The organism is Agrobacterium sp. AGB01, assembly GCF_014851585.1.
Taxonomy (GTDB): Bacteria; Pseudomonadota; Alphaproteobacteria; order Rhizobiales; family Rhizobiaceae; genus Agrobacterium.
The window spans coordinates 234220-247292 of sequence record NZ_JACVAB010000002.1 but is presented as its reverse complement, the minus strand read 5'-3'; the positions used below and the strand labels follow the sequence as shown (position 1 = coordinate 247292).

Below are 13073 nucleotides of genomic sequence, written 5' to 3'. Positions count from 1 at the left end.
TTAATGGGACGGCTTTATGCGTTACGGCATTCTGGTCGGCGTGCTGAAGCGGCTGGAGTCGATTGCTGCGGCACCCTGCTTGAAGCCGGAAGAAGCATTCGAAGCTGTCATCTCGTTATTCAGAATACGGTTGCTGACAACACGTGGAGCCTTCACGTTACGCGGAGCCTCACCCTTGGTCTTGTTGAGCGCCCAGCCGGAAATCAGGTCCTGGGTCAAGCGACCACCACCGGTCATCGCCTGCTCGGAGATCGCAGCTTCCTGCTTGCTTGGACGGCCACCCTTGGCAGGCAATCCGGCACGCAGACCATTATCGGCCGTGCCCTTCACATCGAAAGCATCACCAAACTGCGCAGCGGTTGGCTTGGTAGCCTGCGCTGCGGCGGCAGGAGCAATCGAAGCAACCTGCTGCTTTGCCTGCGCTGGCTTCTGGTTGTGGATCAGGTCAGCAACATTATCTTTCGCAGCAGGCGTGGCTGGAACCGGTGCGGACGCAGACTGTATGCTATCGCGTGCACTCTGACCGCTACGCTCAAGCGCAGCAACCACGATCGGCGAAAGAACAGCTTCTTTCTGCTCGGCCTCGTCTGCCTGTGCTTCAGTATCTGCATCAGCCACGGCAATCAGCGATTCGACACTTGCAGGACGGTGAGACGGAATTGGCGCCATGATATTGGGTTCGCCAGACGCCTGCGGATCAACAGCAGCTGTCATCACACCATTTTCAGCATCGCCACGCATACCACGCGGTCCAAGCAGGGTCGGAACCGGGATTTTGTAGTCGCCCAGATCTGCAAACTGTGGGTTCGCAGGTGTCGGCGTTGCCGGAAGTGCGGCCTGCAAAGCTTCTTGCGCCGCATTCCGTGTCGGAGAATAGAGCGCCGTTGCAAGACCGGTATTGGCCTGCTGGGTGTTCAGCGAAGGACGCGAAAGCGGAAGCGGAGCATCGATATTAACGCCCGGAGGCGGTTCTGCGCTTGCTACAGCAACAGGCTGCTGCGCCCGCACAACAGGAGCGGGACGCTCTTCAGGTGCTGGTGCTGCAATGCTTTCTGCATCTTCATCCTCGTCGCCACCTCCGCCAAACAGCGCAGACAACAGAGTTCTCTTCTTGCCACCGGAGGATGATGTCGGACCGGCACCGGCAGTGCTTGCCACCTGAACGGACGACGAGCTGACACGACGCTTGTAGTCGGCCAATGCCTGATCATAACCCGGCAATGGCTTACCATCGGCAGGCAGGTGAATAGTATTGCCCTTCGGGAAAATGCGCACGAGATCCTGACGGCTCATGCGTGGCCAGGCGCGAACGCTGCCGACATCAAGATGCACGAAAGGAGAACCGGAGGTTGGATAGAAGCCCACGCCGCCGATCTGCATCTGCATGGCGACTTCACGAAGACGGGAAAGTTTTACACCAGGAATATAAAAGTCCATGGCCTTGCCAAGCGTGTGCTGGCTGTTCTTTGCAACACCCTTGGTGCGCGACCGCAGCATGCCATTGGTCTCTGGCGAGCGGAACGCGGACACAACATTGATATATTCAGTCGCGCCACTGCGCTGATAGACTTCCCAAACAAGGTCAAAAAGTCTCGGATCCATCTTGGTTGGCTGGTTACGACGCCAGTCGCGGAGGAAACGGTTAAGCTCCTGGAGACCCTTCTGATCATACTTTCCATTACGCTTGAAGGTGATAACCGCCTTCTCTTTCGTATGGATGTAATACAGCTTGAGGCTACGGGTCTCGGCTGCCGCCGGAGCAGCAGACAAGGACAATGCAGGCAATGACATCAGAGCAGCCATAACCAGGGCGATACCACGCCCGGAAAGCTTCTCTCCCACATGCTTGAGCCTGTCACACACGCTTTTGCCCGAGCGCGCTATATTCCGCTTCAAATCTGGCAATTCGATCCCCGTCTGATAGACAACCCACCATAGTGTCTCAGATGAACGTAAATTACGGTGACACGATGGCAAATTTACCACACATATACAACCTTCCTCTTTATAGTGAATAGTACGCTAATAAGAGGTTTACAGATGGTAAGGGAATATCCTTGACTGACGGTTAACGCAAGAAGTCATTGGTTTTTAAGCAGCTTCGTTGAGTGGATCGTCCGGATCGATGCCATAATCCTTCAGTTTGCGATAAAGCGTGGAACGTCCAATCCCCAGTTTTCTGGCAACTTGACTCATCTGACCACGATAAAATCTTAAGGCAAAACGGATCAATTCCTCCTCAATGTCGGCCAATTTGCGGACATTTCCATTGTCATCAACGCTGGAAATGAGGTTGCCACCTGAAAAAACAGGGGAGGATTGGCTGTCTTCGGCGGAGAAAGCCTCCATCACAGAAAGGATATCAGGCGTGCGCGACATCGGGCGCGGTTCCGGCGCCGGCGTGGTCAGCAACATGCGGTCGCTGATACGATGGCTAAGGTCATGCAACTCGTCGGATGACGCAAATTCCGGCATCTGCAGTGCAATCTGCGGGAAATCGTCTTCCGTCAATTCATCGCCCTGCGCCAGAACAACAGCGCGGAAAATCGCATTTTCAAGCTGGCGAATATTACCCGGCCAATCGTAAGCCGTCAGCAGCGCAAGCGCACTGGCGTTAACGCCCATGGCATGTGGCAGTTTCTGTTCAGCCGAAAAACGCTCTGCGAACACGCGCGCCAGATATGGAATATCTTCCTTGCGACGACGCAATGCTGGAATGGTGATGGGGAACACATTGAGACGGTAATAGAGGTCCTCGCGGAAACGCCCTTCTTTCACCTCTTCAATTAGGTTCTTGTTGGTTGCCGAAATCAGGCGAACATTGACCTTCTGTACCTTTGCGGAACCGACGGTCTCGATTTCTCCCTGCTGCACGGCGCGCAGCAGCTTGACCTGCACTTCAAGCGGCAGATCGCCAATCTCGTCGAGGAACAACGTGCCACCGTCGGCTTCCATGAACTTGCCAACATGTTTTTCGGTCGCGCCAGTGAAGGCACCCTTTTCGTGACCGAACAGAATGCTCTCAACCAGATTTTGCGGAATCGCACCGCAATTGACGGTAATAAATGGTTTGCCAGCGCGATCACCGGCCGACTGGATGGCACGCGCCACCATTTCCTTGCCGACGCCGGATTCACCTTCCAGCACAACAGGAATATTGGACTGCGCTGCACGCTGCGCCAGTTCGACGACACGCAACATGGCAGGGCTTGCCGATACGATATCATTAAAGCCAACCGCGTGATGACGGCTGCGACGGCCTGTTCGGGCCTTTGCTTCACGCTGATCAAGCTTCAGGGCATTGGCAATGGCCGCACCAATACGTTCGGGTGAAACCGGCTTCACCACAAAATCAAACGCACCTGCGCGCATGGCCTGAACGACGGTATCAATGCCTCCCTGCCCGGTCTGAACGACCACTGGCACATCGATACCCTGTTCGCTGATCGCCTTGAGGAAGGAAAGCCCGTCCATTTCCGGCATCATGAGATCAAGTACGACAACGCTGATTTCGCCGCTATGCTGCTTGAGCAGTTCGAGACCGGCTCTGCCGTTTTCGGCGATCATGGCGGCATGGCCATAACGTTCAACCGCGTTTTTGAGCAGGCGGCGCTGAACTGGATCGTCATCGATAACGAGAATTTGCGCGATCATCTTGGGCTCCCGGTTTCCGGTTTATGGACCCACTTCATGCAGACCCTTTGATCTCACACTTGCACAAAAGGCTTGAACATCCAGTTTTGAGAATTGCTTGCATTTTATCGATTGCCGGGGGAAACAAGAGGCGAAATTTTGTGAGATGCACAGCTGATGAGGACAGAAAATGACATTTCCGACGCAAGGCAACCACCGCACGTTCTCGACTTCGGTTGCAGGTGGGCAGGCATTCGATCCAGCCCTTGGAGAACTTCCTGTCTGGAAATTGTCTGATCTTTATCCTTCGGCAGATTCTGCCGCACTGAAGCAGGACATCGAAAAATCAGCATCAGATGCCAAGGCATTTGAAGATAAATGGAAAGGCAAGCTGGAACAGGCGGCAGCCAAGACCGGCAACGAAGGCATTGGTCAGGCGCTGCGAGAATATGAGGCGCTGGATGATCTGCTCGGCAAGATTGGCTCTTTTGCCGGTCTCACCTATTTTGCCGACACGGCAAACCCCGCCAATGGCAAGCTGTATGGCGACACACAATCCAAGCTCACCGACATCTCCGCACATTTGCTGTTCTTTACGTTGGAGCTGAACCGGCTTGATGACGCAACGCTTGAAAGCGCCATGCAGAACGACACGGTTGCCGGTCACTACCGCCCATGGCTGGTAGATCTGCGTAAGGACAAGCCGCACCAACTGGATGACAAGCTGGAGCAGCTGTTGCTTGAAAAGTCGATGACCAGCGCTGCAGCCTTCAATCGCCTGTTCGACGAGACCATGGCCGAACTGCGCTTCGACATTGACGGCGCAGAACTGCCGTTGGAAGCCACGCTCAACCTTTTGCAGGACCCGGAAGCAGAAACCCGCGCCAAGGCCGCCAAGGCGCTGAGCGGCACATTCTCCAAGAACATCCGTATCTTCACGCTGATCACCAATACGCTGGCCAAGGATAAGGACATCTCCGACCGCTGGCGCAAGTTTGATGATATTGCCGACAGCCGCCACCTCGCCAACCGCGTCGAGCGCGAAGTAGTTGACGCACTGGCAGCAGCTGTTCAGCAGGCTTATCCCCGTCTGTCCCACCGTTATTACGCGATGAAAGCCAAGTGGCTTGGCATGGAACAGATGGAATATTGGGATCGCAATGCGCCCCTGCCCGACACCTCCAACACGCTGATTTCGTGGAGTGAAGCAAAGGACACTGTTTTGACCGCTTACGGCGACTTTGCGCCGGAAATGGCCACAATCGCCGCTCGTTTCTTCGATGAACAATGGATAGATGCGCCTGCCCGCCCCGGCAAGGCACCGGGTGCATTTGCCCATCCGACAGTTCCTTCTGCCCACCCATATGTCCTGGTCAACTATCTTGGAAAACCACGCGACGTCATGACCCTGGCCCACGAGCTTGGTCACGGCGTGCATCAGGTACTGGCCGGCGAACAGGGCGCACTGATGTGCTCCACACCGCTGACACTGGCGGAAACCGCATCCGTCTTTGGCGAAATGCTGACCTTCCGCACTCTATTGAAAAACACCACCGACAAGCGCGAGCGCAAGGCCATGCTCGCGCGTAAGGTGGAAGACATGATCAACACCGTCGTGAGACAGATCGCTTTTTATGAATTTGAGCGAAAGGTCCACACCGCCAGAAAAGACGGTGAACTGACCTCAGAGCAGATCGGCGAATTGTGGCTGTCGGTGCAGGCAGAAAGCCTCGGTCCGGCTATTCGCATTTCGGAAGGCTATGAAAGCTGGTGGGCTTATATCCCACACTTCATCCATTCACCCTTCTATGTCTACGCCTATGCCTTTGGCGATTGCCTCGTGAACTCGCTCTATGCGGTCTACCGTAATGCGGATGAGGGTTTTCAGGACAAATATTTCGCGCTGCTCAAGGCTGGCGGTACAAAACACCATTCAGAACTTTTGAAGCCTTTCGGTCTTGATGCGACCGATCCGTCCTTCTGGAGCAAGGGCCTGTCGATGATCGAAGAATTGATCGATGAACTGGAAGTTCTCGACAAAGCCGAAAATCCTTAAATTTCGGGCAAGCTTCATAGTCCTGAATACGTATGAAAATTCGTCCCCGCGCCAGTGGGGATGAACACGTTTTGGCAAGCGGATGAAACAGCGATGAAACGCAAACCAGTCGATCTGACCTTGATGGAAACCCTGCGATGGGAGCCGCAAACCGGCTTTCAGCGTCTGGAGCAGCATCTTCGCCGCCTGGCCCGGTCAGCCGATGCGCTTGGTTTCCGCCAGCCAGTCGATGCCCAGAAGACGTTGGAAAAAAGCGTTGCCGGAGAGGCAGCCCTCAGGGTCAGCCTTGTGATGAACTACAAGGGACAATTGGACATCACCACCTCAGACCTACAGGTTCTGCCTGAAGGTACCGTCTGGAAATTGAAAGTTGCCAACAAAACACGGCTGGACTCCAGCGACACGTTTTATCGTCACAAGTCATCCCGCCGTGAGCCTTATGAAACCGCGCGTGCAGAATTCCCGATTTCTGAAGCAGACGAGGTTTTGTTGCTGAATGAACGGGGTGAGGCATGCGAAGGCTCTTCCACCAGCCTGTTTGTCGAAGATAGCGAAGGCCAATTGCTGACCCCACCGCTGGACAGTGGCATTCTGCCCGGCGTGCTGCGCGCCGATTTGATAAGAGAACGACGGGCACGTGGTCAGGCGCTCAAGCTGGACGACCTGCAGGGACGACGTATTTTCGTTGGCAATTCGGTGTACGGCCTTATTCCAGCACAGCTGATTTAGCACGCAAGAAACGAAGCAACGATTTCGCGCGCTGCGCATTTACCGACTGTGGATCTGCGAAGATGCGAGTTTTTGTGCAACGCATATCTGAAATCTATTGTTGTTTGACGTGATTGAAACCAATGCATCCTTGCAACGCGCCATTCTTCACGGCATGTTTTCACACCATAAATATCGAATCGCAGGGAGTTTACGCATGAAGATCAAGACCGGTATTGCTCTGGGCCTGGTTTCCATAACATTGGCATCGTGCGTTTCCGCACCGCCCCCGCGTTCGATGGCTCCGGCCGCACCACGGGGACCTGCTGTTGATGGCCGCTGGGTGGATCGCAACGGTATTGTGTCGACCTTCCAGAACGGAACATTCTCCACCCATTCGACCGACAGCAATACGCTGCTGGCTTCCGGCAACTACAGCATGATTTCGCCGACCCTGATCGAAATCAACATGACTTCGCTGCTGCGTAACACCCAGTCGAAGGTTAATTGCGCCATGGTTTCTCAGTCTCAGCTGAACTGCACCACGGATAGCAACAATCAGTTTTCTCTGTCCCGTCAGGGCTGATTCATTCCTGTTATATTTACGGTTTAAAGAGTGCGCGCATGAGAAGTGTGTTCGCAAGGAAAAGCTGTGTCACAATTTAGCTTGCAGTTCGTGCGGCCAAATGGAAACATCTGCTTCGGGTGAACAGCTCATGAGACATTAGCGGCCTCTGCAAAATGAGGTGGCCGTTCATATCGTATTGATACAGGAGAGAAAAATGCACAGACTTACAAAACTCGGCTTGCTGGCCGCATCGGTTGTTACGCTGTCGACAAGCGCCGCCTTTGCCGATTACGAACTCAACATCCTCCATATCAATGACCTGCATTCACGCATCGAAGCGATCAATAAATTCGATTCGACTTGCTCTGAAAGTGAAGCAGCCAAGAATGAATGCTTTGGCGGCATCGCACGCGTAAAAGGCGCCATTGACGCTCGCCGTGGCGAACTCGGCAACGCCAACACGCTCGTTCTCGATGCTGGCGACCAGTTCCAGGGCTCCCTGTTTTACACACAATATAAAAGTGGCCCAGTTGCCGAATTCATGAATGGCATCGGTTTTGACGCCATGGCCATCGGCAACCACGAATTTGATGATGGCCCTGAAGAACTGCTGAAATTTATCGACGCCCTGAAATTCCCGATCATCTCTGGCAACACCATGGCGGGTGACAGCTCCATCCTGAAGGACAAGTTCAAGGGTTATGTCATCAAGGAAATGGGCGGCGAGAAAGTTGCTGTTGTTTCCGTTCTGGCCACAGACACGGATGAAACCTCTTCGCCAGGCGACAAAATCCTGTTTGCCGATGAAATTTCCTACCTCAAGGGCGCGGTAAAGGAAATTCAGGATCAGGGCGTCAACAAGATCGTGCTTCTGTCGCATGTCGGTTACGTCAAGGATCAGGAAATCGCCAAGGAAGTTGATGGCATCGACGTTATCGTCGGCGGCCACAGCCACACACTTCTGTCCAGCACGGATGATAAGGCCGCCGGCCCTTATCCGACACTGGTCAAGAACCCATCGGGCGTCGAAGTTCCAATCGTCACGGCTTATGCCTATTCCAAGTATCTTGGCGACCTCAAGGTAACCTTCGATGACAACGGCGTCGTCAAGTCTTGGGAAGGCGCACCAAAGCTGCTCGACGCATCGGTTACCCCTGATGCCGGCTACGTGACCCGCGTTTCGGAACTGGCACAGCCGCTTGAAGAGCTGAAGAAAAAGGAAATCGGCTCGACCACGGAAAGCATCGATGGCTCGCGTGAAGTTTGCCGCGCCAAGGAATGCACCATGGGCAACCTGGTGTCGGATGCGCTGCTCGACCGCGTGAAGGATCAGGGCATCTCGATTGCCATCCAGAACGGCGGTGGTCTGCGTGCCTCCATCGACTCTGGCACCATCACCATGGGCGAAGTGCTGACGGTTCTGCCATTCCAGAACTCGGTGGCCACCTTCCAGCTCAAGGGCTCCGACATCAAGGAAGCACTTGAAAATGGCGCAGGCCAGATCGAAGAAGGTGCAGGCCGCTTCGCACAGGTTGCCGGTCTGAAATACTCCTTCGACCGCTCCAAGGCACCCGGCAGCCGTGTGGTTTCCATTGAAGTCAAGGAAGGCGATGCCTTCGTACCGCTGGATAACGACAAGGTTTATGGCGTCGTTTCAAACAATTACATGCGTTCGGGCGGTGACGGCTACAAGGTATTCGCAAGCAAGGCGATCAATCCTTACGATTTCGGGCCAAGCCTTGAAGATTCCGTTGCAGCCTACCTGACGGCAAACAACCCGTACAAGCCTGCAACAGACGGCCGTATCACCGACGTAACCCCTGCTGACTATGTTGCTCCTGCCAAGGAAGCTGCTCCTGCAACTGCTGCCGCACCGGCTGCCCCTGCTCCAGCTGCGACAGCACCTGCGGCTCCGGCCCCTGCTGCAACAGCACCTGCGGCAACTGCGCCGGCAGCAACCGCTGAAAACCTTGCCAAGTATGTCGTCACCAAGGGCGACTCGCTTTGGAAGATCGCCGTTGAAAAATACGGTGACGGCACGCTGTGGACAAAGATTGCCGAAGCCAATGCGCTGAAGCGTCCAAACCACATCGAGGTTGGCGCCGAGCTGGAACTGCCAGGCAAGAACTAAGCAGCAAAGACAATTTGCCGCACATGACACAGCCGGCCCTTCATGGGCCGGCTTTTGTTTTGTACAGCTCTATAAATATATGAAAAACCGGAATTATTTGACATATGTCATATCAATAACCGCCACCTGCCCTTTTATGGGAGGCGAAAAGCAATTCTGGAAGATGTTCACGGTGAACCATTTTCCGTTAGAAGAGTGAACCGTTGAAGCAATACGAACGTATTGCACACAACCTATTGATGTTCAGGAATTTATATATGGCAGCCAGCACTTCGGTCATTCCGGCAGATCACCCTCCTGTTTCCTTCGGCAAGGTCGGCGTACTTCTCGTCAATCTCGGAACTCCGGATGGAACCGATTACTGGTCCATGCGCCGTTATCTCGCAGAGTTTCTTTCGGACAAGCGCGTCATCGAATGGTCGCGCCTGTACTGGTACCCCATTCTCTACGGCATCGTGCTCAACAAGCGCCCGCAGAAGGTTGGCAAGGCTTACGAAGAAATCTGGAACAAGGACCTAAACGAAAGCTATCTGCGCACCTATACCCGCAACCAGTCTGATCTGCTTGGCAAGATCCTCACCGACCTGCCAAATGTGGTTGTCGACTGGGGCATGCGTTATGGCCAGCCATCCATTGCCGAGCGCATTGACGCGCTAAAGGCCAAGGGTTGCGAAAAGCTGCTGATTTTCCCGCTTTACCCGCAATATGCCGCTTCCACGACGGCAACGGTTAACGACAAGGCATTCGAACATCTGATGAAACTGCGCTGGCAGCCTGCCGTACGCACCGTTCCTCCCTATCATGATGATGACGCCTACATTGAAGCGCTTGCCAACTCGGTGAAGTCACATCTCGCCAAACTGGATTGGGAGCCAGAAAAGATAATTGCCTCGTTCCACGGCATTCCGCAGTCCTACTTCAAAAAAGGCGACCCCTACCATTGTCATTGCGCAAAAACGGCACGTTTACTGCGTGAAAAACTGGGTATGGACAAAAACCGCTTCCTTCTGACATTCCAGTCGCGTTTCGGACCGGAGGAATGGTTGCAGCCTTACACCGACAAGACGGTTGAAAAACTGGCACAGGAAGGCGTCAAGCGCATCGCGGTCATGAACCCGGGCTTCGTTTCCGATTGTCTGGAAACACTGGAAGAAATTGCCGGTGAAGCAGGGGAGATATTCCTGCATAATGGCGGCGAACATTTCACACATATCCCATGTCTGAACGACAGCGAGGACGGCATGCGCGTTCTGGAAACAGTTGTGCGTCGGGAATTGCAAGGCTGGGTATAAGCGCATAAGACTTTCTACGGAAAGTTTAACATGCATATGGAGGAACCGATGGTTCTCGGAGGGTTTGATATTGTGGTGTTGGTCGGGGTGGCGCTGGTCATTCTGGTCCTGTTTGCGGGTATAAAAACCGTACCACAGGGTTACCGTTACACGGTGGAGCGCTTTGGTCGTTACACACGTACGCTGGAACCAGGCCTCAACATCATAACACCCTTCATCGAGTCCATCGGCGCTCGTATGAACGTCATGGAGCAGGTGCTCGACATTCCGACCCAGGAAGTCATTACCCGCGACAACGCCAGCGTCTCTGCGGACGCCGTCGCCTTCTATCAGGTTCTTAATGTTGCGCAGGCCGCTTACCAGATCTCCAATCTGGAAAATGCCATCCAGAACCTGACCATGACCAACATCCGCTCGGTAATGGGTTCGATGGATCTTGATGAATTGCTGTCCAACCGTGACGCCATCAATGACCGGTTGCTCCGCGTCGTGGATGAGGCCGTTGGCCCATGGGGCATCAAGGTCACCCGCATTGAAATCAAGGACATCGCACCACCGAAGGATCTGGTTGATTCGATGGCCCGCCAGATGAAGGCCGAGCGCGAAAAACGTGCGCAGGTTCTGGAAGCTGAAGGTTCGCGTGCCGCGCAGATCTTGCGTGCGGAAGGTTCCAAGCAGTCGGCCATCCTGCAGGCGGAAGGTCAGCGTGAAGCAGCGTTCCGTGACGCTGAAGCCCGCGAACGCCTTGCCGAAGCGGAAGCCAAGGCGACCCGCATGGTGTCGGAGGCCATTGCTGCGGGTGATGTACATGCCATCAACTACTTCATTGCGCAGAAATACACCGAAGCCCTGTCGGACATCGGGACTGCCAACAACGCCAAGATCGTGCTGATGCCGATGGAAGCCTCGGCGCTGATCGGTTCACTGGGCGGCATCGGCGCAATTGCCAAAGAAGTGTTCGGCAGCGACGGCACACAACGCCAGCCGGAACCACGGCCACGCCCTGCAGCGCCTTCGCGCACCGCACCTCAGGTCAATCCATTCGCACCGTCGTCGGATAGATAATCATGATAAAACAGGCCATAGCAGAGCTTGGTCCATGGAGCTGGTGGATCACCGGCTTCATCCTGTTTGCCGCAGAACTTGCCGCTCCAGGCGTATTCCTGATCTGGATCGGTGCAGCGGCTATCGTTGTTGGTGCATTGTCACTGTTGCTCTGGGACGCAACATTGTGGTCATGGCAGGTGCAATTCGTACTGTTTGCAGCACTCTCTGTGGCCTTTGCCCTGATTGGCCGCCGTTACTTCGGCAAGCCAAATGCAGCCTCGGACGAACCCTTCCTCAATCAGCGTGAAGCTAGCCTGATTGGCCGCACAGCAACACTGATGGAGCCGATTGCGGAAGGTCGCGGACGCGTAAAATTGGACGACACGGTCTGGCCGGTCAACGGCCCGGATCTGCCAGCCGGAACGCGCGTGCGCATCATGGCTGCACATGGGCGTAACCTCACCGTCGAGTCGGTGGAATAAGTTAGAAAAAACCTTGCGGCTTAGGCAACGCCAAGCCGCAAGAAATCGTGGAAATGCACCAGCCCAAGCGGCCGGTTCTCATCGTCGACCACGATCAGCGCACCAATCTGATGCTTTTCAAGGAAGGCAAGTGCGCTGGTTGCCAGCATGGTGGTCTTAACCACTTTCGGCGTGCGGGTCATGATGTCGTCAACCTGCAATCCTGAGAGATCGCGAGACAGATTACGGGCAAGGTCACCCTCGGTGACGATACCGCACAGTCGGCCATCCTCATCGAGAATGCCGACACAGCCAAAATGTTTGTGCGACAGAACCTTGACCGCCTCGGGCATCAAGGTGCCCTTGCGAACCAGCGGAACCCGCTCACCGGTGTGCATGATATCACCGACCTGCGCCAGGCTCGCACCCAGTTTGCCACCTGGATGAAACACCCGGAAATCACCAGCCGTGAACCCGCGCGCTTCCAGCAGTGCAACGGCAAGCGCGTCACCCAAGGCGAGCTGCATCAATGTCGACGTGGTCGGCGCCAGACCATGCGGGCAAGCCTCCTGCTCATTCGGCACCAACAGCACGATGTCGGCCGCCTTGGCGAGCGAAGAATTTTCCGAACAGGTCAGTGCAATCAACGGAATGGAAAAACGCCGTGTGTAATCGATGGTGCTGCGCAGCTCTGCACTCTCACCACCCTTGGAGATGGCCAGTACAACATCATTGCCAGCAATCATACCAAGATCGCCGTGGTTTGCCTCGGCGGCATGCACGAAAAAGGCGGGTGTTCCGGTCGATGCAAATGTCGCCGCCAGCTTGCTGCCAATGTGCCCGCTTTTGCCAACACCCGTGATGATGACACGGCCGTCAATCGAACCAATCGTCTCGATTGCCGCGTTAAACGGCTGGGCAAGACCATTCTGCAGCGCCAGTTCCAGTGCCTCAAGACCCTTCCGCTCGATATTGATCGTGCGCAGGGCCGAGTCGATGGCGAGATTATCGATGAGTTTCACAGATCTTTTAATCATGCCGGACTGTTACTCCTTTCGAAAAAAACTGTCCAGCGGTCAAAACCAACCTGGCACCCGCATTATAATCGCCGCAATCCCGGCATGCGAAACCAGATGTTAACCACATGGCTTTACCTTTGGGTAAGATTTGGAAATTT

General features: G+C 54.7%; 9 protein-coding genes and 2 pseudogenes. 7 read left to right on the top strand and 4 right to left on the bottom strand.

What is annotated here, in order from left to right; translation table 11 throughout:
- Positions 1–21: 21 nt before the first annotated feature.
- The 3 genes and pseudogenes from IB237_RS07890 to IB237_RS07885 form a co-directional block, all read right to left on the bottom strand.
- On the bottom strand, positions 22–1803 hold the full coding sequence (locus IB237_RS07890; RefSeq protein ID WP_246787819.1) for a DUF882 domain-containing protein: 1782 nt from the start codon (positions 1801–1803) through the stop codon (positions 22–24).
- A gap of 288 nt (positions 1804–2091) precedes the next feature.
- A pseudogene (locus tag IB237_RS26540) lies at positions 2092–2295 on the bottom strand (helix-turn-helix domain-containing protein); the annotation flags it as partial.
- A gap of 170 nt (positions 2296–2465) precedes the next feature.
- A pseudogene (locus IB237_RS07885) lies at positions 2466–3654 on the bottom strand (sigma-54-dependent transcriptional regulator); the annotation flags it as partial.
- Between the two features lie 169 nt (positions 3655–3823).
- Between IB237_RS07885 and IB237_RS07880 the strand changes: the two are divergent.
- The 7 genes from IB237_RS07880 (at position 3824) to IB237_RS07850 (ending at position 11917) form a co-directional block, all read left to right on the top strand.
- Positions 3824–5689, top strand: a complete 1866-nt coding sequence (locus IB237_RS07880; protein WP_192488104.1) for a M3 family oligoendopeptidase — start codon at positions 3824–3826, stop codon at positions 5687–5689.
- A gap of 93 nt (positions 5690–5782) precedes the next feature.
- Positions 5783–6418 carry an aminotransferase class IV family protein gene (locus tag IB237_RS07875; protein ID WP_192488103.1) on the top strand — a complete coding sequence of 212 codons (636 nt, stop codon included), beginning with the start codon at positions 5783–5785 and terminating at the stop codon, positions 6416–6418.
- A 196-nt stretch (positions 6419–6614) separates the two neighbouring features.
- On the top strand, positions 6615–6983 hold the full coding sequence (omp10, locus tag IB237_RS07870) for an outer membrane lipoprotein Omp10 (RefSeq protein WP_192488102.1): 369 nt from the start codon (positions 6615–6617) through the stop codon (positions 6981–6983).
- A 196-nt stretch (positions 6984–7179) separates the two neighbouring features.
- Entirely contained in the window at positions 7180–9096 is a 1917-nt protein-coding gene (locus tag IB237_RS07865) for a 5'-nucleotidase C-terminal domain-containing protein (protein ID WP_192488101.1), read from the top strand.
- Positions 9097–9353: 257 nt separating this feature from the next.
- Complete coding sequence (gene hemH / locus IB237_RS07860; protein WP_192488100.1) at positions 9354–10388, top strand: ferrochelatase; 1035 nt, start codon at positions 9354–9356, stop codon at positions 10386–10388.
- Positions 10389–10436: 48 nt separating this feature from the next.
- Positions 10437–11453 carry an SPFH domain-containing protein gene (locus tag IB237_RS07855; protein ID WP_192488830.1) on the top strand — a complete coding sequence of 339 codons (1017 nt, stop codon included), beginning with the start codon at positions 10437–10439 and terminating at the stop codon, positions 11451–11453.
- Positions 11454–11455: 2 nt separating this feature from the next.
- A complete protein-coding gene (locus IB237_RS07850) occupies positions 11456–11917 on the top strand; it encodes an NfeD family protein (protein ID WP_192488099.1) in 462 nt (153 codons plus the stop codon).
- Positions 11918–11937: 20 nt separating this feature from the next.
- Here IB237_RS07850 and IB237_RS07845 read toward each other — a convergent pair whose 3' ends face one another.
- Positions 11938–12933, bottom strand: coding sequence for an SIS domain-containing protein (locus IB237_RS07845; protein WP_192488098.1), 996 nt, complete (start codon positions 12931–12933; stop codon positions 11938–11940).
- Positions 12934–13073 lie beyond the last annotated feature (140 nt).

Bases quoted from the DNA above. Each gene is read 5' to 3' on its own strand.
- IB237_RS07845 (WP_192488098.1), bottom strand. From the start codon at position 12,933: ATGATTAAAAGATCTGTGAAACTCATCGATAATCTCGCCATCGACTCG.
- hemH (WP_192488100.1), top strand. From the start codon at position 9,354: ATGGCAGCCAGCACTTCGGTCATTCCGGCAGATCACCCTCCTGTTTCC.
- IB237_RS07875 (WP_192488103.1), top strand. From the start codon at position 5,783: ATGAAACGCAAACCAGTCGATCTGACCTTGATGGAAACCCTGCGATGG.
- IB237_RS07890 (WP_246787819.1), bottom strand. From the start codon at position 1,803: ATGGCTGCTCTGATGTCATTGCCTGCATTGTCCTTGTCTGCTGCTCCG.
- IB237_RS07865 (WP_192488101.1), top strand. From the start codon at position 7,180: ATGCACAGACTTACAAAACTCGGCTTGCTGGCCGCATCGGTTGTTACG.
- IB237_RS07880 (WP_192488104.1), top strand. From the start codon at position 3,824: ATGACATTTCCGACGCAAGGCAACCACCGCACGTTCTCGACTTCGGTT.
- omp10 (WP_192488102.1), top strand. From the start codon at position 6,615: ATGAAGATCAAGACCGGTATTGCTCTGGGCCTGGTTTCCATAACATTG.
- IB237_RS07850 (WP_192488099.1), top strand. From the start codon at position 11,456: ATGATAAAACAGGCCATAGCAGAGCTTGGTCCATGGAGCTGGTGGATC.
- IB237_RS07855 (WP_192488830.1), top strand. From the start codon at position 10,437: ATGGTTCTCGGAGGGTTTGATATTGTGGTGTTGGTCGGGGTGGCGCTG.